Here is a 23,985-nt window from a genome sequence, read left to right on the forward strand (position 1 = left end):
GCTCGCGCGCGTCAGACGAAGTAGCGCAGCCAGACGTACACCCAGGCCATCGTGATGCTCAGCGCGGTGACGAAGATGCCATAGCGGGTGAACTGCCAGAAGCCGATGCGATGGCCGGTCCTGGCGGCGATGCCGACGGCCACGACGTTCGCGCTCGCGGCCACCGCGGTGCCGTTGCCGCTGAAGTCGGCCCCCAGCGCGAAGGACCACCACAGCGCCTGCCCGGTCTTCGCGTCCGGCGTCTGGGCGACCATCTCCTCGACGACGGGCACCATCGTGGCGACGTAGGGGATGTTGTCGAAGAACGCGCCGAGCACGCCCGAACCGAAGAGCAGCGCCGTGGCCGACAGGAAGTGGTCGCCGCCGAGCGCGCCGACGGCCCAGCCGCCCATCGTGGCGATGACGCCCGTGTTCACCAGGCCGGCGACCAGGACGAACAGGCCCATGAAGAAGACCAGGGTGCCCCACTCGACCTCGCGCAGGACGTCGGACACGTCGGCGCGGGACACCAGGAGCATCACCCCGGCGCCCACCAGGGCGACGATCGACGGCTCCACGTGCAGCACGGGGTGCAGGCAGAACGCGGCGACGACCCCGCCGAGCACGATCATGCATCGCGTGAGCAGGCGCGGGTCGGTGATCGCCCGCCGTTCCTGCAGCGCCATCACCGCGGCCACCCGTTCCGGCGCGTAGCGGAACGACTTGCGGAACAGCACCCGGGTGAGCAGCACGAACACGACGAAGACGACGACCACGATCGGCGCCATGTGGACCAGGAAGTCGTTGAACGTCAGCCCGGCGCGGCTGCCGATGATGATGTTGGGCGGGTCGCCGATGAGCGTCGCCGCGCCGCCGATGTTGGACGCGAGGACCTCGGCGATGAGGTAGGGCTGAGCCGGGATGCCGAGCCGGTTGCAGACGACCACGGTGACCGGTGCGACCAGCATGATCGTGGTGACGTTGTCCAGGAACGGCGAGGCGATCGCGGTGATGATCATCAGCATGACCATCAGCCGGTAGGGCCGGCCCCTGGACTTCTTGGCCGCCCAGATGGCGAGGTAGTCGAAGACTCCCGTGTGCTTGACGACGCCGACGATGATCATCATGCCGAACAACAGGAAGATGACGTTCCAGTCGATTCCGGCTGTTTCGGAGAAGAACACCTCGTCGCCGGGGATGAGCCCGAGGACGGCCATCGCTCCGGCGGCGACGAGGACCACCTTGACCTTGTGCACCTTCTCCGCCGCGATGAAGGCGAAGGCCACCACGAAGATCGCGAAGGAGACGGCCGCGCTCACGTGCGGCGCCCCGGTGGCCCGGCGGTGAGCGCACGGCGGACGGGGTTCCGGCACGGTGTCCCGGCAGGCGGGCGCCGTGACGACGACGGCATGGCGAAGCGGTGAATGATCGGAACCTCCGGATCGTGGAAACGCCGCACGGCGCGACGCGTACGGACGCGAGACGGTGAGTCTGCGACCGGAAAGGGCGCGGGGCGGCCCGCCGCCGGCACTGGGGAGATCACTCAGCCGGTGGCACGAGCGCCAGGCTGGTGAGCAGCCGCTCCAGGGTGATCGCGCCGGCCAGGGTGCCGTCGGAGTCGACGACCGCGGTGATGGGGCTGCGCATCCGCGTCATGAGGGCGGCCACTTCGAGCAGGGTCGCGTCGAGGGGCACCGTGACCGGCCTGGGCGGCTGGGGCGGCAGGCACTCGCCCACCGTGATGCCGTCCAGCTCCTGCCAGAAGCGGTCGGCGTGGGCCTCGTCGATCGCCCGGGCGAGCGCCGGGTCCTCCTGATAGGCCCCGGGCACCGTGAGACGCAGGACCTGCGTGCCGGGAAGCACCCATCCCGGCCGTCCCCTGCCGTCCACCACGATCAACCCGGGCATCCGGTTCAGCACCATGATCCGTACGGCCCGGGCGACAGGGTCGTGGACGGTCACCGTCGGCAGGTTCACAACGACATCGCGTGCTTGCATCAGGCCATCACATCGATCGGAGAGGCGGACGGTTCCGGGCGTGGTCATCGGGCCGCCTCCACGAACTCGGCGAAGCGGCGTTCCAGATGGGCGAGCCGATCGAGGACCGGCCTGCTGTGCAGGATGTCGGCGAGCTGGTCGGCCTCGCGCTGGTCCAGGGTGATCACCTGGAACGGCGTGTCGGGCTCCCCGGAGCCGTAGAGGAGAAGCCTCCGGCCGCCGGCCTTGTCCACGAGCACGCCGAAGCGCTGTCCGTCGCGGGTGACGCACTGGTGCACCACGGTCGCGACGCCGGGCAGGGTGGCGCGGGTCACGTCCATCTCGGCTACCTCCCATCGGTGGCGGATCCTCACCACGGGGCCGGGGTCGGGACCCTCTCTCGCCCGCACGGGCCGCTCGACCGGTGCCGGGCCGCGACCGCCCCCGCGGTGCCCGGACGTGCGGTGCCCGGACACTCGGCCTGCCGGCGGCGTCGCGTCTCCCTCTCCGCCCGTCGGCACCAGTCTTCGAGACGGCGCGGGCGACCACCATCGGGTGCGTCACCCATATCGGGAGAGGTATGACATGTAGGAAGGCCGCACGATGGGGGGCAGCCCGCATGGACACCGGCGCACGCGTACGAGCAGGCTGTGAGCCGTGAACGAGCGCACCGAGCCGAGCATCGAGCCGCGCATCGACCCCCGCTCCGGCCCGGGGAGCGACACGGGGACCGGCACAGGGAGCCACGCGGGGAGCGGCGGAGCGGCGGCGACCCGGTCGCGGCCGCGGCACCCTGCCCGCGCCCTGTTCTGGCGGCTGTTCGCGATCAACGGGCTGGTCTTCACCGCCGGGACGTTCGTGCTCGCGCTCTCCCCCGCCACGGTGTCCTCACCGGTCCTGCTCACCGAGATACCGGTCCTGATCGTGGGGCTGGCCCTGATCATCACGGCCAACGCGCTGCTGATCCGCAAGAGCCTCGCCCCGCTGGACGCGCTCACGACGCTCATGCGGCGGGTCGACCTGCTGAGGGCGGGCGACCGGCTCACCGACAGCGGCAACGGCGATCTCGCCCAGCTGATCGGCACGTTCAACGAGATGCTCGACCGGCTCGAAGCCGAGCGCAGCGCCAGCAGCGCGCACGCGCTGGCCGCGCAGGAGGGGGAACGGCAGCGGATCGCGCGCGAGCTGCACGACGAGATCGGCCAGAGCCTCACGGTGGCGCTGCTGTCGCTCAAGCGCGTCGCCGACCGGGCGCCCGAGGAGCTCCGGGAGGAGCTGAGATCCGTCCAGGAGACGGTCCGAGCCAGCCTGGACGAGGTGCGGCGGGTCGCCAGACGGCTGCGGCCCGGGGTCTTGGAGGACCTCGGGCTGCACAGTGCGCTGAGCGCGCTGGGCAGCGATTTCGCGCAGGCGAGCGGGATCGCGATCACGCGTGAGATCGACCCCGGCCTGCCCCCGCTCAGCGGCGAGGTCGAACTCGTCCTCTATCGGATCGCGCAGGAGGGGCTGACGAACGTCGCCAGGCACTCCCGCGCCCGCCACGTGGAGCTGTCGCTCAGGCAGGAGCAGGGACGGCTCACGCTGCGCATCGCCGACGACGGGCGCGGGGGCGTCGACAAGGAAGGCGCCGGGATCCGCGGCATGCGCGAGCGCGCCCTTCTCATCGGCGCCCGGCTGACCGTCGGCTCCCCGCCCGGCGGCGGCACGGACGTGCGTCTGGTCGTCCCCCCGCACGCGGTTCAGGGGGTTCCCCCGGTTCTGGGGGATCACGACAGTTCTCGCGGATCAGGCGGTTCAGACGGTTCACCCGGTTCAGGCTGATGGCGAGGATCACGCGGTTCACCCGGTGAAGGAGAGCTGATCGGTGGAGAGCGCCAAGACCCGCATCCTGCTGGCCGACGACCACGCGCTGGTCCGGCGCGGACTGCGGCTGATCCTCGACGCGGAGCCCGATCTCGTGGTGGTCGCCGAAGCCGCCGACGGCGCCGAGGCGGTCGAGGCCGCCCGATCCGAGGAGATCGACCTCGCCATCCTCGACATCGCGATGCCCCGCATGACGGGGATCCAGGCGGCGCGCGAGATCTCACGGCAGGCGCCCCACGTCCGGATCCTGATCCTGTCGATGTACGACAACGAGCAGTATTTCTTCGAGGCGCTCAAGGCCGGCGCCTCGGGCTACGTGCTCAAGTCGGTCGCCGACCAGGACCTTCTGGAGGCGTGCCGGGCGGCGATGCGAGGGGAGCCCTTCCTCTATCCGGGCGCGGTCACCGCCCTCATCCGCGACTACCTGCGGCGCGCCCGGCAGGGCGAGCGCGTGCCGGACAGCATCCTGACGCCCCGGGAGGAGGAGATCGTCAAGCTGATCGCCGAGGGCAACTCGGCCAAGGAGATCGCGGAGACGCTCTTCATCAGCGTGAAGACCGTTGACCGGCACCGCGCGAACATCCTGCAGAAGCTCGGCATGCGCGACCGGCTCGAACTGACCCGTTACGCCATCCGCGCCGGCCTCGTCGAACCCTGACCGCGGCCTCCCGCGACGTCAGAGGTTGACCACGACCGTGCCGCTCGCGCGGTCGTGCAGGCCGCGCCGGTCGCGGTCCCAGATGAGCGCGGGCACGGCGAGGCACAGCAGCAGCGTGCGCACCAGCACGCCGGGGAATTGCGGCCGTCCGCCGTCGAGCCGGGCCACGCGGATGCCGAACAGCCGCATCCCCAGCGTCATGCCGATCGTGCTGACCAGCAGGACGTACTCCGCGGCGAAGACGCCGAGGCCGACCACGCCGACGTCGTTGCCCTGGACACGCAGCAGGCCTCCGGCGATGGCCCAGGTGCACAGCAGCCAGTCGACGGCGACGGCGCCGATCCTGCGTCCCCACCCCGCGACCGCCCCGGGGCCCTGCTCGGGCAGGCCGAGGCGCTCCCCCGGATAGCCCAGGTTCGCCCCGGCGGCCCGCGGGCCGTCCATCCAGGTCTGCGTCCAACGCGGCTGCCGGTCACTCATGGTTTCCCAGCGTATAGGGGACCGGCGCCGGTCCGGTGTCCGGGCGCGAAGCCGTCCATCATGGGCGGGCTTTTCCCATTAAATGCCGGTATCGTGAATCGTTTCCGACCTCAGCGCTTGGAGGGAACCGTGCGACCGGCGGACCCCGATGACATCGACGCGCGCTTCGAGGCGCTGGTCGCGCAGTTCGACGAGGACGAGATCCGGCGGATGACCGCGGCGGCCGAGACGGACGTGTTTCCGCCGGAACGACGGCGCCGCCCGGCCGCGCTGCTGGTGATCGCGGGCCTGGTCGTGCTCGTGGGGCTCATCGTCGTCCTGCGGCCGGACGTCCTGGAGCGGCTCGGCATCGTCCGCCCGGCCGCCGGCGGCGAGGAACTGATGATCTCCGGTCCGGTGGTCGCCCGGCCCGGGCCCGTGCTGACGCCGCTTCCCGACGGCGAGGAGGGCCTGTTCGACCACGGCCCCGTCCCGGCGCCGTCCGACGCCCCGTTCGCCGGCACTCCTGCCGTCGACTACGCCGACGGCGAGCAGGGGCTGGTCATGCCCGCGGCACGCGCGCTCGGCGGGCTCACCGAGCAGGAGGTCGGCCAGGCCCTGCGGCGCGTACGGCGACTGCTGTCGGCCGCGCACCTCGACCCGGCGACCGTACGGGGCGGGCGCCCGGAGGAGCTCATCGGCCTGCTGCATCCCCGGCAGCGCGAGGCGTTCCTCCGCCACCTGGACGACAAGGGCCCTTCCGGCACCCGATCATGGCTGTTCAGTCTCGCGCCGGACGCCGCCGAGCCGGTCGGGAACGTCGTGAAGGTCTCCGGCGAGGCGACGATCTCCGAAAGGGCCGGCGGAGGCGTCGAAATCAAGACGGACTATCTGTTCGTCCACCCGGTCAGCCGTCCCGGCGCGCCCCTGATCGTGACGAGGGTCGTCGAACATCACAGAAGCGAATTCTCCGCCTACCGCGAGGACGGGAAGCTCGTCGTCTGGTGGAACACGGACGGATCCGCCCTCTTTGGCGTGAATTGCGCACTGGACGATGGATTCATCCGTCCGAGATTCCCCGGTGATCCGCAGGGAGCACGGCCCTCGGGCGAGCCCGTCGACCCCTACGACCGCGTGCCCGGCGTTTCCGGCAAGCCGCGCTGCCCGGCCGCGTTGGGCACCTGACCTGCGGAAAGGTCGTACGATGGAACCCGGGGAACGGCGGGCCGACGTTATCGCCGCGGCCTCCCGGGCAGCGCATTCCCTTAACACGCGCGAAACAATCGAGACATGGGGCGGAAACGGCATCGGCCTATTTTCGGGTTGCTAGCCCATGCCCCTGGGAGGTTCGAGAGTGTTCAACTCCGCCGATGACGTCCTCAAGTTCATCCGGGACGAGGGTGTGCAGTTCGTCGACGTCAGGTTCACGGACCTGCCGGGGACGACGCACCACTTCACCTTCCCGGCCGAGAACTTCGGGGCGAACGTCTTCACCGACGGCCTCATGTTCGACGGCTCGTCGATTCGCGGGTTCCAGGCCATCCACGAGTCGGACATGCTCCTGCTGCCCGACCCCTCCACGGCCGTGCTCGACCCGTTCCGTCAGCACAAGACGCTGAACATCAACTTCTTCGTGCACGACCCGCTGACCGGTGAGGCCTACAGCCGCGACCCCCGCAACGTCGCGCGCAAGGCCGAGGAGTACCTCAAGGGCACCGGCATCGCGGACACCGTTTACTTCGGCCCGGAGGCCGAGTTCTACATCTTCGACGACGTCCGCTTCGAGACGAAGCAGAACGCCGGCTACTACTACATCGACTCCATCGAGGGCGCCTGGAACACCGGCAAGGCCTCCGAGGGCGGCAACCTGGGTTACAAGCCCCGCTACAAGGGCGGCTACTTCCCGGTCCCGCCGATGGACCACTTCACCGACCTGCGCTCGCAGATGGTGCGCAACCTCATCGACGCCGGCATCGAGACCGAGATGCAGCACCACGAGGTGGGCACCGCCGGCCAGGCCGAGATCGACTTCAGGTTCGGCACGCTGCTCGAGACGGCCGACAAGCTGATGCTGTACAAGTACATCATCAAGAGCACGGCCATCCAGGCGGGCCGTACGGTCACGTTCATGCCCAAGCCGATCTTCGGTGACAACGGCTCCGGCATGCACTGCCACCAGTCCCTCTGGAAGGACGGCGAGCCGCTGTTCTACGACGAGGTCGGCTACGCCGGTCTGTCGGACACCGCGCGCTACTACATCGGCGGCCTGCTCAAGCACGCCCCGTCGCTGCTGGCCTTCACCAACCCGACGGTGAACTCCTACCACCGCCTGGTGCCCGGTTATGAGGCCCCGGTCAACCTGGTCTACTCGCAGCGCAACCGCTCGGCCTGCGTCCGCATCCCGATCACGGGCTCGAACCCGAAGGCCAAGCGCATCGAGTTCCGCGTGCCGGACCCGTCCTGCAACCCGTACTTCGCCTTCGCCGCCATGCTCATGGCCGGCATCGACGGCATCCGCAACAAGATCGAGCCGCCGGAGCCGGTCGACAAGGACCTGTACGAGCTGCCGCCGGAGGAGGCCCGCAACATCCCGCAGGTGCCGGGCTCTCTGGAGAAGGTGCTCGACGCGCTCGAGGCCGACCACGACTACCTGCTGGAGGGCGGCGTGTTCACGCCGGACCTCATCGAGACGTGGATCTCCTACAAGCGCGAGAACGAGGTCGACCCGATCCGTCTCCGCCCGCACCCGCACGAGTTCGAGCTCTACTACGACGTGTGACCGGTGACCGCGCGGTGACGTGCATGGTCATCGCGCGGTGATCCGGCCGGTTCTGCCTCGGTTCCGTCCGAGCGGCGAGCACCACATCGAGGGCGGCGTTCGGCGCCCGAAGAGGTCAGGAGCGACGCGAGGCAGTGCCGCGAGTCGTGGAGTCGGAAAGCCCGTGACAAGGTCCCGCACCGTGCCACGGGCTTTCCGCATTGCGCATAGCAAGGCGACACTCCCCCGGCTTGCGTGCGTTCATGATCGCCGGGACGACCGCCGAGAGCTCAGGTCCTTTGGGCCACGTCGAAGGGCGGCAGCTCCGCCAGGCCCAGAATGGCCGCCGGCGGGAAGTCCGGCCACGAGCCCGGGGGGTCCTGGTTCAGATTGCGCAGGTGCTTATCAATGAAGCGCTGCGTGTCGCGCAGCACCCTGACCGCGGTGGCGGCATCGATGGCACCGTCCTCCAGCGCGTCGGCGAACTCGTCGAGATCCAGCACCTCGTAGCGCCGGCCGAGCGGGGGCACGAGGATGTCCACGTAGAGGTCGTGGACAGCCAACTCCTTCGGGCCCGCTTCCTCCAGGTCGATGAGGTCGATATACCAGCCGCCTTCGAGCGCGTCGACGAAGGTGACCGGCTTTCTGATCTGTACTCCTTCGTCGGCGATGACGAAGCAGCGATCAGCCTGATCGCTCCCGGTTGCGCTCAAGGATCACGGCCAATGGGACGGCTGCCGCGGGGTAATGTCCTCTCGTGACAACTACGGACGACATCCGGCGCTGGGCCACGGCACTGCCCGAGGTCGAAGAGGTCGGTCACTTCCGGTTCCACGTTCCCGTGTTCAAGGTCCGGGGCCGGACCTTCCTCGGCATGGGCAGGGACGAGACGACGGCCGTGTTCTGCGTCGCCGAGCAGCAGGCCGTCGACGCGGCGCAGACCGACCCATCTGTCTACGAGGCCGTACGCCGCCCGGATGCGCGGAAGAGCTTCCTCGGGCTGCAGGTCGAGCTCGGCAGGGTCCCGGCGGAGCGCGTCAGGAGTCTCGTGGAAGAGGCATGGCGTCAGCAGGCGCCCAAGCGCCTGGTGACCGAGCACGACCGGCACAGACCGGCCTGAGATCACACGAAGACGGGCGAGGCGCAGGAAGGTGGGTGGAGGCGGAGTTCGTCTTCGAGACGGGACGCGTGATCGCGCAAGCCTTCGGGGGCGACCTGCGCCTATCTCACGCCTCCCGGTGACGACGGTCACTTCCCCAGGGCGGGGGTACGGCGCAGCAGGAGGGTGAGAGCTCCGGTGGCGGTGAGCAGGAGCACGGCGAGGACGACCACGCCCGGCCACCCGGCGTCCGTCCAGGCGCGGCCCGCGAGACTGCCGAAGACGGAGGACCCGAGGTAGTAGGTGAACAGGTAGAGCGAGGCGGCCTGGCCGGTGGACACCCCGCCGGCGTGCGCCCGGGCCGGGACCCAGCCACTGGCCACGCCGTGGACGGCGAAGAACCCCACGGTGAGGAGCGCGAGCCCGACGACCACGACCGGCAGCGAGGACGGCAGCGTGACCAGCGCCCCGCCGACGGCCAGCAGGCAGCCCAGCGGAGTCACGGTCCTGCGTCCGTAGCCGTCCGCCAGCCGGCCGAACACCGCGGAGCTGACCGAGCCGATGGGATAGACGAGGAACATCAGGCCGGCCGCTCCGACACCGAGGTGGAACGGCGCGCCCGCGAGCCGGAAGCCCAGGGTGTTGAACACCGCGACCAGGGCTCCCATCGAGCAGCCGCCGATGCCGTACAACGCGAGCAGCCCGCGGTCCGACACCGCGCGCAGGCTCCCGCGGAGCAGGGCGCGTACGCCCGCCGGGGCCGCGGTGAAGCGCCGGGAGGCCGGAAGCAGCACGCGTACCGTCAGGGCGCACAGCAGGCCGAGTGCGGCGACCGCGGCGAGGGCCCAGCGCCAGCCGCCGGCCTGGGCGACGGAGCCGGTCAGGAGGCGGCCGGCCATGCCGCCCAGGGCAGTGCCGCCGACGTACAGACCGGCGGCGCGGGCGTGCGTGGACGGGTGCAGTTCCTCGCGTAGGTAGGCGGTGGCCACCGCGGGGAGCCCGGCCAGCGTGATGCCCTGGAGCGACCGGAGGACCATGAGCGCCGGCCAGCCGGGGGCCAGCGCGCACGCGGCCGCGACGACGGCGGACGCCGTCAGCGACAGGTGGATCAGCCGCGTACGGCCGACGACGTCGGACAGGGGGCCGGCCACCAGCAGTGCGACGCCGAGCCCGAGCGTGGTGAGCGACACGCTCAGCGTGCTCTCCGCGGTGGACACCCCGAACTGCACGGCGAGCTCGGGCAGGATCGCCTGGGTGCTGTACAGCAGCGCGAAGGTGGCGACCCCGGCCGCGAACAGCGCGACGACGACCCTTCGATATCCGGCGGTCCCCGGCAGGTGTCCTGTCACGGCGGAGGTCTCGAGAACAGCGGTCACCCGAACGACTGTGCGCTTCCTGCCGCCATGCGTCCAATGCGATGAAAAGTGGCTTTCGATACGCGATGCGTATGATGGCGGCATGCTGCTCCGGGACCTGTCCTGGCTGGTCGCCCTCGCCGACCACCAGCACGTGACCGACACCGCCGCCATCCTCCGCACCAGCCAGCCGACGCTCTCACGCGCCCTCGCCCGCGTGGAGGCCGAACTCGGCACCCGTGTGTTCGAGCGCGCGCCGGACGGCGTCCACCTGACTCCCAGCGGGAGACTCGTGGTGGCGGCCGCGCGCGACCTCACCGCGCGCTACGAGCAGTTGCTGGCCGACCTGCGGACCCTGCTCGACCCCGACACCGGCGTGGTGCGCCTGGCCTTCCTCGACTCCATCGCCACCTCCCTCGTCCCGCGGCTGCTGCGCTCCTTCCACGAGCACGCTCCCCGGATGCGCATCCTGCTGCGCCAGGAACCGGCGCACGAGATCGTGCACGACCTGCGCACCGGGGCCGCCGACCTCGCGATCACCTCCCCACGCCCACCGGGAGACTTCGGCTGGCACCCCCTGCAGGAGGAGCGGCTGGTGCTCGTCGTGCCGCCGAGCCACCGGCTGCGCGACCGGGAGCAGGTGGCCCTCCGCGAGCTGGCGGACGAGGAGCTCGTCACGACGCCGGTCGGCTTCGGCTACCGGGCCCTGGTCGACGCGCTGCTGCGCGACGCCGGGGTGTCCCCCGCCGTCTCGTTCGAGAGCCAGGACCTCGCGACCATCGAGGGCCTGGTCGCGGCCGGGCTCGGCGTGGCCGTCGTCCCGGAGCCCTTCGCGGGCCTGTCGGGCACCGTCGGCGTCAGGATCGCGGCGGAGGCCGCCCGCCGGACCATCGGCCTCACCTGGCGGACCGACCACGCCCCGGCCGCCCCCGCCACCCGTTTCCGCGACTTCGTCATGACGCCCGCCGTACGATGACCCGATGCGCCAGGCCGACCCGGATCCGTACTGGAACACCAACGTCGCCCGGCACCCCGGCATCCTCCGCGCCGTCCCAGAAGGGTGCGGTGACGCGCTGGACGTCGGCTGCGGAGACGGGCTGCTCGCGCGGAAGCTGACCGGCCGGGCCAAGCGCGTGACCGGCGTCGACAGATCGGCGGGGATGATCACACGTGCCCGCGAGCTGGCGGCCGGCCGGCCCGGGCTCACCTTCGTCGAAGGTGACTTCCTCACCGCCGCCCTGCCCGCCGGGGAGTACGACTTCGTCTGCTCGGTGTCCGCGATCCACCACATGGACTTCGACGCCGCCCTCACCCGGATGCGCGAGCTGCTGCGCCCCGGCGGCACGCTGGTGGTGGTCGGCCTGGCCCGCGAGGCGTCCGTCGCGGAGTGGGCGGCGATGATCGCGGCCGCTCCCGTCGTGCGGGTCACGAAGGTGCTGCGCGGCGCACAGGAGCCCGAGGGGATGCCGGTGGCCGCGCCGCGGATGAGCTACGGGCAGGTGCGGGCCGCGGCGCGCCGCCTGCTGCCGGGCGTGCGCTATCGCCGGCACGTGCTCCGCCGATACTCCCTGACCTGGACGAAGCCCGGCCGCTAGCGCTCGGTGGTCAACGCCCCAGGGCCCGGCGGTAGCGGACCTCGGTCAGCGGGAAGCCGTCCGACTCGTCGTGCAGTGTGGCACCGTCGGGGCGCCAGCCGCCGCGCTCGTAGAACCGCCGCGCGCGGGTGTTCCCGTCGACGACCCAGAGGACGGCCTGCTCATATCCGGCGGCGGCGAGGCTGTCGAGCGCGGCGGCCATGAGCCGCCCGCCGACCCCGGCGCCCCACGCCTCGGGCATCAGGTAGATCGCCGAGATCTCCGCCAGCGAGGCGGGATCGACGTCGTCGTCCCGCCCGGGGCCGAACGAGGCGAACCCGGCGACGGAGCCGTCCGTCTCCGCCACGAGGACCTCCGTACGCGGCGGGGCGGACTCCCCCAGCAGCCGCTCCCAGACCGGCAGGCGCATGGCCGGGGTGAGCCCGTCGAGGTGGGCCTGGGGCATGAGCCCCGGATAGGCGGCCTGCCACGAACGGACGTGCACGACGGCGATCGCCTCCGCGTCCGCCGGTCCGGCGCGTCTGATGACCATGCCCGCTCCATATCCGCTCTCTGCCGCCGCCCCGTTATACACCTCGCTGCCGCGCGCGAAACAATCGGTTGATATCCATAAAAAGGCTGCCGAGAGTCTTTTGTGTGGCCTAATCTCGTCGTCCGTGAAACTCGCCAAGATCGCGCTCGTCGGCACGATGGCGCTGGGGCTCGTCCCGGCCGTCACCGGCACGGCCGCCGCCCACCCGGTCAAGAGCAGGACCCTCACCGACAACGGCCTGTACGGCGCGGGACCGCTGCCGGCCACCACGTGCCGGGAAAGGCGGGTGAAGAAGGGGGACGCGAGGTCCGCGAAGCTCTATCTGAACGAGGTGCTGCGGTGCCTCAGCCGCACCTGGGGCACCGAACTGCGCCGGGCGAATCTGAAGCCGTCGCCGGTGAAGCTCACGTACGCCACCGAGGTGCCGGCGAAGTATTGCGGCGACACGTGGCGCAAGGACGATTGGGACGGCTTCTACTGCGAGACCTCGCACACCATCCTGATCGTGCTCTCCAAGGAGCTCTTGCAGCAGCCGGGGGATCTCTACCTGTTCAACCTGGTGGCGACGTATTACGGGGAGCACCTGCAGAACGTCGCCGGCATGTATCGCGCCTGGTACAAGCTCGACTATCGAAACAAGGCCGAGCTCACCGAGCAGACCCGGCGATACAGCCTGCAGACCTACTGCTTCGCCGGAGTCTCCCTGCGAAGCGTCTGGAAGTCCTTCCGGCGTCCCCGCGAGGACTGGGACGATCTGCTCTTCTACCTGCGCGGCTGGGCGGGCAAGCACAGCGGAGGCCGGAAGTCGATCACCTACTGGGCCGGCGAGGGATTCAAGACCGGCGACCCCGCATCCTGCAACACCTGGACCGCCCCGTCCTCGAAGGTGGCCTGACGTCGCCGCGGCCCTGCGTACGGCGGCCGGGACGCAGGGCATCGAAGACCCGCCGACGAGCCGGCCGCGGGTGAGCGTGCCCGTCAGCCGGTCGTCCACGGGTGGAGCTTGTCGGGGTTGCGTACGGCCCAGATGCGCTTGATCCGGTCGCCCGCGATCTCGAACGCGAACACCGACACGGTGACACCGTCCTGCTGGGCGATCAGGCCGGGCTGGCCGTTGACCGTACGCTCCAGGAGCGTCAGGCCGGACGCCCTGGCGGCGAGGGCGGCGAAGTAGCGTGCGATCTGCTCGCCGCCCTCGATCGGGCGGAGCAGTGCGGGGGCGATGCCGCCGCCGTCGGCGATTCCCGTTGCGGCGGGGTCGAGGAGCCCGATGAGCGCGTTGATGTCCTGGGCCTCCCACGCCTGCTTGAACTCCCTGACGACCGCGGCCTGCCGGGATGCCGGCGCCGTGGCGGCCCGCGAATCGCGGATGCGGCGGCGGGCCGAGGAGGCGAGCTGGCGGCAGGCCGCCGGGGTCCGGCCGACGATCTCCGCCACTTCGGCGAAGGAGTAGCGGAAGACGTCGTGCAGGACGAACGCCACGCGCTCGGCCGGGGTCATCGCGTCGAGCACGACGAGGAACGCCATGCCGACCGACTCGTCCAGGGTGACCCGGTCGGCCGGGTCGGCGCCGATGCCGTCCGGCCGCCCGGTGGCCCAGTCCGCGGGGTCGGGCAGCGGCTCGGGGATCCACTCGCCCACGTAGGTCTCCCGCCGGGCCCGCGCCGAGGAGAGCAGGTTGAGGCAGATGCGCCCGGCGACCCTGGTCAGCCAGGCGCCGGGGGACGCGATGGCGTCCCGCTCCTGCGGTGACATGGCATACCAGCGGGCGTAGGTCTCCTGGACGACGTCCTCGGCCTCGGCCAGGGAGCCGAGCAGGCGGTAGCCGAGATTGATGAGCTGGCGCCGCTCGCTGATGATCGCGCGCAGGCCCGCGTCGGACCGGTCGTGTCCTGGTCCGGGGTGGTCGGTCATGGTTCCGGAAGCTCCCTGGGTCGTGTGCTGCCCTCACCGGTCCGACAAGACAGCGCGGTGAACTGTGAGGCCGGTCCGCCGCCTCACATTCCGGGGCGCCTCACATTCCGGGGCGCCTCACATTCCGGGGCGCCGCGTTGTCGTACTGCTCGAAGCATCGGCATCAGAAGCATCGGCATCAGCAGTGGAGCAGGAGAACGATGACGAAGATCGGGATCATACTCGGCAGCACCCGCCCCGGCCGCAGGGGCGAGCAGGTCGCCAGGTGGGTGCACGAGAGGGCCTCGCACCGCACCGACGCCGAGTTCGCGGTGGTCGACCTGCTCGACCACCCGTTGCCGCACCTCGACGAGCCGGCGTCGGCGATGCTGTCAGCGGGCCGGTATCAGCACGAGCACACCAGGGCCTGGGCGGACACCATCGCCTCGTTCGACGGGTTCGTCATCGTCACTCCCGAATACAACCATTCCGCCCCCGGCGTGCTCAAGGACGCCCTCGACTACCTGTACGCCGAGTGGAACAACAAGGCGGCCGGGTTCGTCTCGTACGGCATCGCGGGCGGCGCCCGAGCGGTCGAGCAGTTGCGGCTGGTCTGCGGGGCGTTGCAGATGGCGGACGTGGCCCCGCAGGTCGCACTGCCGCTGCAGACCGAGTTCGAGGACTACACCGTCTTCAGGCCGGGCCCCCACAGCGCCGGCGCACTCGACACGCTGCTGGACCATGTCGTCGCCTGGAGCACCGCCCTCGCGCCGCTGCGCGCCGCCACCCCGGTCACCGCCGCCGCGACCTGACGTTTCCCGGCGCTGTCCGGTCGTACCAGTGAGAACCGAATGAAGGGACGTACAGCGATGCCTACGCGACGCGAAGAAGACGAGGCCACGATCAGGCGGCACATCGGCAGGGTCGTCGAAGGGATCCGGGCCAAGGATCTCGACGCCCTGAGGCGGCTCTACGCGACGGACGTCGTGTCCTTCGACGTCGAGCCGCCACTGCAGCACGCCGGGATCGACGCGAAGCTGAAGAACTGGGCGAAGGTGTTCGCGGTCTTCCAGGAGGTCGATTACGAGGTGCGCGACCTGACCCTCGCGGTGGGCGACGACGTGGCGTTCGGTCACTGCTTCGGCCGGCTCAGCGGCACGCTGGGGAACGGGACGGCGACGAGCGGCATCTGGGTCCGGGGCACCTTCTGCTTCCGGAAGACCGGCGGCGACTGGCTGATCGCGCACGACCAGGCCTCCGTGCCGCTCGACATCGCCAGCGGGCGGGGAGTGACCGACCTCGAACCCTGATGTGGGCGGGACTGGAAGGTGACACCCCGGTCCGTAACGGCCGGGGCCGTCACCGGAGCCGAAGCCCCCTCGGCCGCCATCCGAAAGGGCAGCCCGCTCTGGCAGAGGAAGCGCAGTGCGCGCTCAGGAGGGGGTGGAGCCGGAGGTACGGCTGCGCAGGCCGCTCAAGCGGCGCAGGATGTCCCACCAGAACGGCGCGCCGAACAGCAGGGAGACCAGCGTGATGAGGAACCCCGGCCAGTGGCCCGGCGACGTGAGGCGCTGCCACCAGTCCCCGCCACGCCAGGCCCACGCCGGGCCGTCGGCCTCGTCCATCGTGACGCTCACCGGCGCGTACGTGAAGATCTTCACGAACGCCGGGGTGCTCAGCACGTCGGTGACGCACGCGTACGGGTCCTGGCCGGGCGCGCACTGCCCACGCAGCGGTTCGAGCGCCTGGGGGCCCGTCTCGCCGAAGGCCGTCACCGCGCTGCGGTAGGCGTTGTCGCGCAGCAGCGTCTTGCCGTACTCCAGGGAGTCCAGGCTGAACACCAGCGTCACGACGAGGCCGAGCGCGACGATGACCCAGCGGACGTAGCGGCGGTAGAGCAGGCTGAGACGCTCCATCTCGCCGTCGAACCAGTCCTCGATACCCCGCCGGAACGCCTCCAGGTCGTGGCTGGCCCTGTCCCACACGGCCTTCAGGGGGCGGGAGAAGGGGCTCTTCAGCGCCTCGAGGTCCCGCATGAGGGCGTCCACGCCGCCGTGCTCGGTGGCGATCTCCATCACGGCGACGGCGAAGCGCGCGGGCGGGATGTCGGCGATGCTCGTCTTTCCGCGCTTGGCGTGGTCGATCTCCTGCAGCCGCTCGTGCAGCAGCTCGGCCATCGACTTGCCCTGGCCCGGCGGCAGCACGCCGCCCGCCGCACCGGCTCCTGCCCCCGGCTCTGCGTCGGCACCTGCGTCGGCACCTGCGTCGACCGCTGCCCCGACCTGCGCGCCGCCCTCCCCACCGGCTCCCGCGCCGGCCGCCGCCGGCTCCACCGTGAGGACGGCGATCTCCTCGGGGTCGGCCTGCCCGGCGGTGTGCGCGGGGTCCACGCTCTCCCCGGCCGCCTGCGCGGTCGCCACCTGCGCGGTCGCCGCTTGCTCGGTCGCCGCCTGCACGGTCGCCGGCTGTCCGGCCGTCATCTGCGCGGTCGTCATCTGTTCCGCTGCCACGGAGCCGGCGGCGGCGGCGAGCGGCGGGCTCTGCACGGGGGCCGGCTGCCGGCTGAACGCGGGCCGCGGGTCCCGGCCGAACGGCAGCCGCGCGAACACGCCCAGCACGCTGGCGGGCAGGCGTGAGCGGCCCTCCTCGGACGACGCCGCCCGCACCGCCTGCGCCGACGCCGTGCGCGCCGTACGACCCAACCTCTTGAGCGCGGCCAGGATCCGGTCGAGCCGGGAGGTCCCGTCCGCCGTCTCCGCGCCGTCGAGAGTGTCGCGCAGGTATGCCCACAGGAATTTGCTGCGGATTCCGAGCAGCCTGACGATGCCCTCGTTGATGCCGCTGACGAGAAGCGACAACAGCAGGAAGGCCAGGATCAGCCCGATGGCCAGGTCTGCGTAATACGAGATCAAAGAGATCACCCGTACCGTTGATACAACGTCGCCTCGGTAAGGGCAACGAATTCCGCGATTCCGGATTTCGATCAGACGACCGGGACGGGGGCGCGCACGGATAAGATCAGGAAAACCCCGTCCCCCCGGAGCATGTGATGGCCGACGAAACACCCGCTGCCGCGAAGCTCAACACCTTGGTGCCGCATCCCGCCCGGGTGTACGACTACTGGCTGGGCGGCAAGGACAACTTCGAAGCGGACCGCGCGGTCGCCGAAGCGGTCAAGGCCGCCTCCCCCGGGGTCGTCCAGGGCGCCCGGGACAACCGGGCGTTCCTGGGCCGGGCCGTACGGTTCCTGGCGGAGCAGGGGATCACCCAGTTCCTCGACATCGGCACCGGCATTCCGACCCAGGGCAACACTCACGAGGTCGCCCAGGCCGTGAATCCGGCGGCCAGGGTCGTCTACGTCGACAACGACCCGATCGTGATGGTCCACGCCCGCGCGCTGCTGCGCAGCACGCCGGAGGGCAGGACCGCCTACATCGAGGCCGATCTGCGTGACCCCGACGCCATCCTCAAGCACCCGGACACGCTGGCGACGCTCGACTTCGACCAGCCGATCGCCGTGGTGATCGTGGGCACGCTCATGTTCGTCAAGGACGAGGACGACCCGTTCGGCGTCGTCAAGCGCTACACCGACGCGGTGGTGCCCGGCAGTTACCTCGCCGTCACCCACGTCACCGGCGACTTCGCCCCCGAGAGCCTGGAGGCCTTCGCCGAGGCGTACAACACCGGTCCCGTCCCGCTCACCTTGCGTACCGGCACGGAGATCGGCCGGTTCTTCGACGGATTCGAGCTCGTGGAGCCCGGCCTGGTGGCGGTCGGCGAATGGCGCCCGGACCCGGACGAGGTCCCCTTCCTGGCCGGCCGCGTGCACGGCGGGTACGGGGCCGTGGGCAGGAAGCTCTGACCGTCCCCCACCCTGACCAGGGCCAGGGCCGGAGTCAGTCCTCGTAGAAGACGCGCTCCACCACGGACCGGGCCCGCCGGGTGGCGCGCCGGTAGTCCTCGACGAAGTCCTCGGTGCCCTCGGGCGGATAGCCGAGCGCCCGCGCGAGCAGCACGCGCTCCTTGACCGGGGTCGGGATGCTGTCGGACGCACGCCCGCGCACCAGCATGAGGGCGTCGCGGATGCGCGAGGCGAACAGCCACGCCTGCGCGAGCACCTCCTCGTCGGCCGGGTCGAGCAGGCCCTCCCCCGCCGCCGCGCGCAGCGCGTCGAGGGTGCGCGTCGTACGCAGCGCGGGTGTGGCTCCCGCGTGCCGCAGCTGGATGAGCTGGGCCACCCACTCCACGTCGCTCAGCCCGCCCCTGCCGAGCTTGGTGTGCAGGGCAGGATCGGCCCCGCGCGGCAGCCGCTCGGCCTCCATGCGCGCCTTGAGCTTGCGGATCTCGCGTACGGCGTCCGCGGAGATGCCCCCGGCCGGGTAGCGCAGCGGATCGACGAGCGCGATGAACTCCCGGCCGAGCTCGGGGTCGCCCGCGCAGAACCGCGCCCGCAGCAGCGCCTGGGCCTCCCAGTGCGAGGCCCAGCGGTCGTAGTAGGCCCGATAGGAGGCGATCGTGCGGACGAGCGGCCCCTGCCGCCCCTCCGGCCGCAGGCCCGCGTCGATCTGCAGCGGCGGGTCGGGGGCGGGCAGCGCGAGCAGCCTGCGCGTCTCCTCGGCCACGGCGTGGGCGGCGTCGGTCGCGTCCCGGTCGGCCACGCCCGGCAGCGGCGCGTGCACGAACATGACGTCGGCGTCGCTGGCGTAGGAGCTCTCCAGGCCGCCGAGGCGGCCCATGGCGATGACGGCCATCCGTGTCGGGAACGGGGCCCGGCGTTCCAGCGTGACCTTGTTGATCGCCGTGTCCAGCGCCGCCTGGATCGTGACGTCGTTCAACGACGAGAGGGCCTGGCCGACCTCCTCGATGTCGATCAGCCCCGACAGGTCGGCGCAGGCCGTGCGGAGCAGCTCCCTGCGGCGCAGCGCCCGCACGGCGGCGACGGCGGTCTCGGCGTCCTCCGCGTGGCGGCTCACCGCGGCGGCGGCCTCGGCGGCGAGCGTCGCGGCGGGCCGTACGGCCAGCTCGGCGGGCGAGCCCAGCATCGCGACGGCCTCGGGGGCGTGCAGCAGTAAACCGGTGACGTACTTGCTGGTGCCGAGCAGGTGGGCGAGGCGCTCGGCGGCGGCGGTCTCGTCGCGCAGCAGGCGCAGATACCACGGCGTGGTGCCGAGCTTGTCGCTCACCTGGCGGAAGCCGAGCAGGCCGGCGTCGGGGTCGGGGGCGTCGGCGAACCAGCCGAGCATGACCGGCAGCAGCGTCCGCTGTATGGCCGCCCGGCGGGAGACCCCGCTGGTGAGCGCGGCGATGTGCCGCAGCGCGCCCTCGGGGTCGGCGTAACCGAGCGCCTCCAGCCGCGCGGTGGCGGCGGCCGTGGACAGGCGGGCCTCGGTCTCCGGCAGCCGGGCCACGGCCTGCAGCAGCGGGCGGTAGAACAGCTTCTCGTGAAGCCGCCGCACCTCCAGCGCGTGCCGCTTCCACGTGGTGGTGAACTCCCCCACCGGGTCGGTCGTCATGCCCAGCCCCCGGCCGAGCCGCCGCAGGTCGGCGGTGTCCGACGGCACCACGTGGGTGCGGCGCAGCCGGTGGAGCTGGAGCATGTGCTCGACCTGGCGCAGGAAGGTGTAGGCCTCGGCGAGCGCCTTGGCGTCGTCGCGCCCGACGTAGCCGCCCCTGGAGAGCGCGGCGAGGGCCGACAGCGTGGCCCGGCGGCGCAGCAGCGGGTCGGAGCGGCCGTGCACGAGCTGGAGGAGCTGGACGGCGAACTCGATGTCCCGCAGCCCGCCCGGCCCGAGCTTGATCTGCCGGTCGGCCTCGCCCGCGGGCACGTGCGCCTCCACGCGGCGGCGCATGGCCTGCACGTCCTCCACGAAATGGGGCCGGGCGGCGGCCTGCCAGACCAGCTCGTTGACCGCGGCGACGTACTGCTGGCCGAGCTCCAGGTCGCCCGCGACCGGGCGCGCCTTGAGCAGCGCCTGGAACTCCCAGGTCTTGGCCCACCGCCGGTAATAGGTCAGGTGGCTTTCCATGCTGCGCACGAGCGGGCCCATCTTGCCCTCCGGGCGCAGGTTGGCGTCCACCTCCCACAGCGCGCCCTCGGGGGTGCTCGCCGAGCAGGCGCGCATCATGCCCTGCGCGAGGCGCGTGGCGGTCTGCAGCGCCTTGGTCTCGTCGACGCCCTCCTTGGGCTCGGCCACGAAGACGACGTCGACGTCGGAGATGTAGTTCAGCTCGCGGGCCCCGCACTTGCCCATGCCGATGACGGCCAGCCGTACGTCGCCCGCGTCGGCCACCTCGGCCCTGGCGATGGCGAGGGCGGCCTCCAGCGCGGCCGAGGCGAGGTCGGCCAGCGCGGCGGCGACCTCGGCGAGCGTGCACTCGCCGGTCACGTCCCGGCTCGCCAGGTGCAGCAGGCGGCTGCGGTAGGCGACGCGCAGCGCGTCCATCGCCGGCGTTCCCTGCCCGGCGGTGACCCCGCCGGCCATGAGTTCGGCCACGGGCTCGGACGTGTCCGGGTCGGCCCCGACCGCGAGCAGCATCTCCTCGCGCAGGTCGCCGGGCGTGGGCCAGCGCGTCCACTGGATGGACGGCAGGCACTCCGGGTGCCGCACGACGTGCTCGCCGAGCGCCGCGCTGAGCCCGAAGACGCCGAGCAGCCTGCGGCGCAGGCCGGGGTCGGCGCGGAACGCCCCGAGCACGCTCGCGTCCCGCTCGACCAGGCGGCTGAGCGTGGTCAGCGCCAGATCCGGGTCCGCGGCCCTGACGAGGTCGTCGAGCAGCGCGAGATCGCCGACCGCCTCGGGGCCGAGCTCGTCGAGCAGCCGTTCGGCCCGCGCGCCGTCGGCGAATCCGAGCGCCGCCAGGCGCCCTGCCGTCGTCTGTATCCGAGGCGCGGCGTTCACCGTTCCTTCCTCCACCCCGACGTCGATCACGTCGGCCCCCCGAGACGAACCTTCCCAGTAACGGTACACATGGGACGGAAGCCTCCTCGCAGAGATCGGCCCCCTGCCGCGGAGCCGACCTCGGACATCACCGCCCGGCGCCCGCCGGGCTCAGCGCACACGCTAACGCTCCGCGTTGTGCGCGTCCTTAGCGGTTTCTCTGCGTAATCGGCCCATCACGCGTTTTCGCCGCGCGCTCCTCCCGCCCGGGCCGGCCCCTTGTCAGGGCAGGTCAGGGCAGGTCAGGGCAGGTCAGGGCAGGTCAGCGCCCGGTGATCTGGGCCGCGAACGCCTCGGCGAGCGGCCTCCAGGTGCGCCTCAGCTCGTCCCCGGCCGCCTCGGCCTGCGCGTTCAGCTCCCCGGCCCGCTCGGGCGGCAGCTCCCCTCCCTCGGTCCAGGAGGCGAAGATCTCCGGCGTGGCCTCGGGGTGGAACTGCACGGCCCAGGCCCGGTCGCCCAGCCGGTACGCCTGGTTGGGGTAGCGCGCGCCGGTGGCCAGCCGTACGGCGCCCTCGGGCAGGGTGGTCATGGCGTCGTAGTGATACTGGATCGCCCGGACCGGCCCGGACGGCGGCCCGGACGGCGGCCCGGACGGCAGCGCGGACAGCAGCGCGGACAGCAGCGGGTCGGCGGCGGCCTCGGGCAGCGGCTCGATCTCCCCCAGGCCGATCTCCAGGCCCGCGTCGCCGCGCTCGACGGTCCCGCCGCAGGCCATGGTCATGAGCTGGGCGCCGAGGCAGATGCCGAGCGTCGGCACGCCCTCGTCCACGGCACGGGCGATCAGGGCCCTGGTGGCCGGGAGCCAGGCGTAGCCCTCGTCGTCCCAGGCCGCCGCGGCGCCGCCGAGGACCAGCAGCCCGCCGGCGGCGCGCTCGGGCACCGGCTCCCCCTTGTACGGCCGGACGACCTCGGTCTCGACTCCGGCGGCCTCCAGCCACCCCGCGAAGAAGCCCAGGCCGGCCTCGGCCTCGTGCTCGATGACGGTCAGACGTTCACCCATACGGGAGAGCTTAAAGACACATATCAGGACAGGCGATACCGGAGAGGGTCGTACCGTACAGTCCGAACCATGAACATCGATGAGGTCGCCGTCCCCGGCGGACGGCTGCGGATCGCCAGGTTCGGCGGCGGTCCCCGCCTGATCATCGCGGCGCACGGCATCACCGCCTCCCTCATGGCGTGGCGGGCGGTGGCCGACGCGCTGCCGCCCGGCTGGTCGCTGGTCGCCGTGGACCTGCGCGGGCGCGGCCACAGCGCCGATCTGCCCGGCCCGTACGGCCTGGACCGGCACGCCGACGACCTGGAACGCGTCGCCGAGCACGTGGGCGCGGACGGCACGAGCGTGCTCACCGGGCACTCCATGGGCGCCTACGTCGCGGCGCTGCACGGCGCGCACCGGCGTTACGCCAAGGTCGTGCTCGTGGACGGCGGCCTGCCGCTGCCGCTGCCGCCCGGCGCCGACCCCGACGAGGTGCTGGAGGCGACGCTCGGCCCGGCCATCGCCCGGCTCTCCCAGACCTATCCGAGCGTGGACGCCTACCTCGGCTTCTTCCGCGCCCACCCCGCGCTCGCGAACGACTGGTCCCCCTTGATCGAGGAGTACGTCCGCTACGACGCCGCCGGGCCGGACGACGCCGTCCGCTCCCGCGCCCGCGAGGACGCCGTACGGCAGGACGGCCGCTGGCTGCTCACCGAGCACGAGGCGATCGGGACCGCGCTGAAGGCCGTCGAGCCCGCGCCGCTCCTGCTCCGCGCGCCGCGAGGGCTGCTGAACCAGGACGTCGGGATGCTCCCCGACGACCTGACCGCGCAGTGGACGGCCGGGCTGCCCGGCCTGCGCGACGAGGTCGTGCCGGACTGCAACCACTACACGATCCTGTTCGACCCCCGCTGCGCCGCGGTGGTGGCCGCCCGCCTCACGGCGTGAGCGCCGGCCCTTTCGAGCCCGGCGGCCCTGGACGAGCTCCACCGCCGCCCGGCGTCCACGGCTCGCCCTGATCGGGACGGAGCCGGGTCACTGGCGGGGCAGGATCCAGGTCGCCTTGGCGGCGGCGACGAGCGCGCCGTCCACCTCGTAGACCGCGCTCGTGCCGAACAGCTTGCGGCCGTCGCGGCCCTCCGCCCGGGCGACGACCGAGTATCGGCCCATCGGGTAGACCCGGCGGAACACCTGACCGGTCAGCCGGCCGAGCAGCGGAGGCTCGATGGGCTGCCGGTCGGGGAAGCTGCGGTAGTGCGCCCAGCCGGTGACGCAGTCGAGCGCCGCCCAGACGATCGAGTCGGGCACCACGCCCTGCTCGTCGGTCACGTTGAACGGCACCCGCCAGCCCGCGGCCACGAGCTCGCCGCCGTCGGCGGGGCTCTCGACCGGGCCGGGGAAGATCCGCAGCCCGTCGCCCGGCTCGCGCAATCCGCAGGCGAAGCAGCCCGCGATGGCGTGGCCGTGCCTGCCGGGGAAGCCGGCCTCCGCGCGGGCCGCGTCGGTGAACCGCACGAACGGCGGCGGCGTCAGCGTCTCGGCGACGGGGATCGCCTCCACCAGGTGACTGTCGCCCTGGCTGAGCACGACGGCGTTGCCGACGTGCTCGACGCACAGGGCGGTCTCCAACGGGACCGGTCTGCGAAGGGTGACCTCCACCGGCGAGTCGTGACCGCGCCCGGTCAGCGTGCCGGCGAGGGTGCCCGCTATCCAGCCGCCGTTGGCGGTGCCCTCTGGTCCCCGGAAACGCTTCGGTACGGTCAGAACGGTCTGCAGCCCCGCAGCCGCCGTCATATGGCCACGCCCTCCCTGAGTCACGTCTTGATACGGCTCACCCGTAAAAGTCGTAACAAGTGAACCGATTTTACTGTTCCGGCGTACGGACCAGCCAAACAGACGG

24 protein-coding genes are annotated in these 23,985 nt (G+C 71.7%); 12 read left to right on the forward strand and 12 right to left on the reverse strand.

Annotation, left to right across the window (positions count from 1 at the left end):
* Positions 1 to 11: 11 nt before the first annotated feature.
* From FLX08_RS04010 to FLX08_RS04020, 3 genes are all read right to left on the reverse strand, one after another.
* A complete protein-coding gene (locus tag FLX08_RS04010) occupies positions 12 to 1,298 on the reverse strand; it encodes an ArsB/NhaD family transporter (RefSeq protein ID WP_142616806.1) in 1,287 nt (428 codons plus the stop codon).
* A 220-nt stretch (positions 1,299 to 1,518) separates the two neighbouring features.
* Complete coding sequence (locus FLX08_RS04015) at positions 1,519 to 1,977, reverse strand: CBS domain-containing protein (protein WP_142616807.1); 459 nt, start codon at positions 1,975 to 1,977, stop codon at positions 1,519 to 1,521.
* Positions 1,978 to 2,021: 44 nt separating this feature from the next.
* Entirely contained in the window at positions 2,022 to 2,297 is a 276-nt protein-coding gene (locus FLX08_RS04020) for a cation:proton antiporter regulatory subunit (RefSeq protein WP_142616808.1), read from the reverse strand.
* A 316-nt stretch (positions 2,298 to 2,613) separates the two neighbouring features.
* On the opposite strand from FLX08_RS04020, the gene FLX08_RS04025 reads away from it, so the two are divergent.
* Positions 2,614 to 3,777 carry a HAMP domain-containing sensor histidine kinase gene (locus FLX08_RS04025; RefSeq protein ID WP_341874307.1) on the forward strand — a complete coding sequence of 388 codons (1,164 nt, stop codon included), beginning with the start codon at positions 2,614 to 2,616 and terminating at the stop codon, positions 3,775 to 3,777.
* Between the two features lie 43 nt (positions 3,778 to 3,820).
* Entirely contained in the window at positions 3,821 to 4,477 is a 657-nt protein-coding gene (locus tag FLX08_RS04030) for a response regulator (RefSeq protein WP_142616809.1), read from the forward strand.
* Positions 4,478 to 4,495: 18 nt separating this feature from the next.
* Here the strand turns inward: FLX08_RS04030 and FLX08_RS04035 are convergent, their stop codons facing one another.
* A complete protein-coding gene (locus FLX08_RS04035) occupies positions 4,496 to 4,957 on the reverse strand; it encodes an RDD family protein (protein ID WP_142616810.1) in 462 nt (153 codons plus the stop codon).
* Between the two features lie 129 nt (positions 4,958 to 5,086).
* Here FLX08_RS04035 and FLX08_RS04040 point away from each other — a divergent pair, with 129 nt between their 5' ends.
* Positions 5,087 to 6,121 carry a hypothetical protein gene (locus FLX08_RS04040; RefSeq protein WP_142616811.1) on the forward strand — a complete coding sequence of 345 codons (1,035 nt, stop codon included), beginning with the start codon at positions 5,087 to 5,089 and terminating at the stop codon, positions 6,119 to 6,121.
* Positions 6,122 to 6,290: 169 nt separating this feature from the next.
* Positions 6,291 to 7,715, forward strand: coding sequence for a type I glutamate--ammonia ligase (glnA, locus tag FLX08_RS04045; RefSeq protein ID WP_142616812.1), 1,425 nt, complete (start codon positions 6,291 to 6,293; stop codon positions 7,713 to 7,715).
* Between the two features lie 269 nt (positions 7,716 to 7,984).
* Here glnA and FLX08_RS04050 read toward each other — a convergent pair whose 3' ends face one another.
* On the reverse strand, positions 7,985 to 8,407 hold the full coding sequence (locus FLX08_RS04050; protein ID WP_142616813.1) for a ribonuclease FAU-1 family protein: 423 nt from the start codon (positions 8,405 to 8,407) through the stop codon (positions 7,985 to 7,987).
* Positions 8,408 to 8,451: 44 nt separating this feature from the next.
* Between FLX08_RS04050 and FLX08_RS04055 the strand changes: the two genes are divergently transcribed.
* Entirely contained in the window at positions 8,452 to 8,814 is a 363-nt protein-coding gene (locus tag FLX08_RS04055) for an MmcQ/YjbR family DNA-binding protein (protein WP_142616814.1), read from the forward strand.
* Between the two features lie 128 nt (positions 8,815 to 8,942).
* On the opposite strand, the gene FLX08_RS04060 is transcribed toward FLX08_RS04055, so the two are convergent.
* Complete coding sequence (locus FLX08_RS04060; RefSeq protein ID WP_208761243.1) at positions 8,943 to 10,169, reverse strand: MFS transporter; 1,227 nt, start codon at positions 10,167 to 10,169, stop codon at positions 8,943 to 8,945.
* An 82-nt stretch (positions 10,170 to 10,251) separates the two neighbouring features.
* Here FLX08_RS04060 and FLX08_RS04065 point away from each other — a divergent pair, with 82 nt between their 5' ends.
* Together FLX08_RS04065 and FLX08_RS04070 are read left to right on the forward strand one after the other, a co-directional pair.
* Positions 10,252 to 11,124: a LysR family transcriptional regulator gene (locus FLX08_RS04065; protein ID WP_142616816.1), complete on the forward strand. Its 873-nt coding sequence runs from the start codon at positions 10,252 to 10,254 to the stop codon at positions 11,122 to 11,124.
* Between the two features lie 4 nt (positions 11,125 to 11,128).
* The gene (locus FLX08_RS04070; protein ID WP_142616817.1) at positions 11,129 to 11,743 is read left to right on the forward strand and encodes a class I SAM-dependent methyltransferase; all 615 of its coding nucleotides are present in this window, start codon (positions 11,129 to 11,131) and stop codon (positions 11,741 to 11,743) included.
* 10 nt (positions 11,744 to 11,753) lie between these two features.
* On the opposite strand, the gene FLX08_RS04075 is transcribed toward FLX08_RS04070, so the two are convergent.
* Positions 11,754 to 12,275 (reverse strand): GNAT family N-acetyltransferase, encoded by a 522-nt coding sequence (locus tag FLX08_RS04075; protein ID WP_142616818.1) that lies wholly within the window; start codon positions 12,273 to 12,275, stop codon positions 11,754 to 11,756.
* Positions 12,276 to 12,399: 124 nt separating this feature from the next.
* Here FLX08_RS04075 and FLX08_RS04080 point away from each other — a divergent pair, with 124 nt between their 5' ends.
* Positions 12,400 to 13,170 carry a neutral zinc metallopeptidase gene (locus tag FLX08_RS04080; protein WP_142616819.1) on the forward strand — a complete coding sequence of 257 codons (771 nt, stop codon included), beginning with the start codon at positions 12,400 to 12,402 and terminating at the stop codon, positions 13,168 to 13,170.
* A gap of 83 nt (positions 13,171 to 13,253) precedes the next feature.
* Here FLX08_RS04080 and sigJ read toward each other — a convergent pair whose 3' ends face one another.
* On the reverse strand, positions 13,254 to 14,189 hold the full coding sequence (gene sigJ, locus FLX08_RS04085; protein ID WP_142616820.1) for an RNA polymerase sigma factor SigJ: 936 nt from the start codon (positions 14,187 to 14,189) through the stop codon (positions 13,254 to 13,256).
* Between the two features lie 200 nt (positions 14,190 to 14,389).
* Here sigJ and FLX08_RS04090 point away from each other — a divergent pair, with 200 nt between their 5' ends.
* Both FLX08_RS04090 and FLX08_RS04095 read left to right on the forward strand, forming a co-directional pair.
* A complete protein-coding gene (locus FLX08_RS04090; RefSeq protein WP_142616821.1) occupies positions 14,390 to 14,980 on the forward strand; it encodes an NADPH-dependent FMN reductase in 591 nt (196 codons plus the stop codon).
* Between the two features lie 57 nt (positions 14,981 to 15,037).
* Positions 15,038 to 15,478: a YybH family protein gene (locus tag FLX08_RS04095; protein WP_142616822.1), complete on the forward strand. Its 441-nt coding sequence runs from the start codon at positions 15,038 to 15,040 to the stop codon at positions 15,476 to 15,478.
* Positions 15,479 to 15,601: 123 nt separating this feature from the next.
* On the opposite strand, the gene FLX08_RS40390 is transcribed toward FLX08_RS04095, so the two are convergent.
* The gene (locus FLX08_RS40390) at positions 15,602 to 17,089 is read right to left on the reverse strand and encodes a hypothetical protein (protein WP_167530254.1); all 1,488 of its coding nucleotides are present in this window, start codon (positions 17,087 to 17,089) and stop codon (positions 15,602 to 15,604) included.
* Between the two features lie 128 nt (positions 17,090 to 17,217).
* On the opposite strand from FLX08_RS40390, the gene FLX08_RS04105 reads away from it, so the two are divergent.
* Positions 17,218 to 18,030, forward strand: a complete 813-nt coding sequence (locus tag FLX08_RS04105) for an SAM-dependent methyltransferase (protein ID WP_142616823.1) — start codon at positions 17,218 to 17,220, stop codon at positions 18,028 to 18,030.
* Positions 18,031 to 18,064: 34 nt separating this feature from the next.
* Here the strand turns inward: FLX08_RS04105 and FLX08_RS04110 are convergent, their stop codons facing one another.
* Both FLX08_RS04110 and FLX08_RS04115 read right to left on the reverse strand, forming a co-directional pair.
* Positions 18,065 to 21,067, reverse strand: a complete 3,003-nt coding sequence (locus FLX08_RS04110) for a bifunctional [glutamine synthetase] adenylyltransferase/[glutamine synthetase]-adenylyl-L-tyrosine phosphorylase (protein WP_142616824.1) — start codon at positions 21,065 to 21,067, stop codon at positions 18,065 to 18,067.
* A gap of 301 nt (positions 21,068 to 21,368) precedes the next feature.
* Complete coding sequence (locus tag FLX08_RS04115; protein WP_142616825.1) at positions 21,369 to 22,106, reverse strand: type 1 glutamine amidotransferase; 738 nt, start codon at positions 22,104 to 22,106, stop codon at positions 21,369 to 21,371.
* Positions 22,107 to 22,175: 69 nt separating this feature from the next.
* On the opposite strand from FLX08_RS04115, the gene FLX08_RS04120 reads away from it, so the two are divergent.
* Positions 22,176 to 23,033, forward strand: a complete 858-nt coding sequence (locus FLX08_RS04120; RefSeq protein ID WP_142616826.1) for an alpha/beta hydrolase — start codon at positions 22,176 to 22,178, stop codon at positions 23,031 to 23,033.
* Between the two features lie 87 nt (positions 23,034 to 23,120).
* Here FLX08_RS04120 and FLX08_RS04125 read toward each other — a convergent pair whose 3' ends face one another.
* A complete protein-coding gene (locus tag FLX08_RS04125; RefSeq protein WP_142616827.1) occupies positions 23,121 to 23,879 on the reverse strand; it encodes a hypothetical protein in 759 nt (252 codons plus the stop codon).
* Positions 23,880 to 23,985: the final 106 nt, after the last annotated feature.

Source organism: Microbispora hainanensis (assembly GCF_006874475.1).
GTDB classification, from domain to species: Bacteria; Actinomycetota; Actinomycetes; order Streptosporangiales; family Streptosporangiaceae; genus Microbispora; species Microbispora hainanensis.